The organism is Aeromonas sp. PrichA-15, from assembly GCF_017939245.1.
GTDB classification, from domain to species: Bacteria; Pseudomonadota; Gammaproteobacteria; order Enterobacterales; family Aeromonadaceae; genus Aeromonas; species Aeromonas caviae.
In genome coordinates, this window is sequence record NZ_JAGKRH010000245.1 from 1 (window position 1) to 293 (window position 293).

At 66.9% G+C, this 293-nt stretch carries 1 protein-coding gene; it reads right to left on the minus strand.

Translation table 11 applies throughout. From position 1 onward, the window contains the following. On the minus strand, nucleotides 1-293 hold a 293-nt coding region (locus J9889_RS20440), incomplete at both ends, for a hypothetical protein (RefSeq protein WP_210557905.1).

The following is a 293-nucleotide window of genomic DNA, read 5'->3' on the forward strand; positions in this document are numbered from 1 at the left end:
TGATGCCACCCACGCTCAGGGTCTTCACCCCGTCCGGCGCGCTGATGGTGAAGTCCCCCGTCACCGTGGTCGACTCCTTGCTGCTGTCCGACCCCGCCGACTCGTTCGCGCCGCGGGTCGCCAGCAGGTCGTCCTCGTACACCTTCACATCCCCGCCCTCGCCCTTGGGCGTCAGGTTGGTGATGGTCACCCCGTCATCGTCGTTCTTGATGGTCAGGGTCAGGGTCGCCGTGCTCACGTCTCCGTCCGCATCCGTCAGGGTGTAGGTGAACACTTCGCTGCCCACCCCGCCC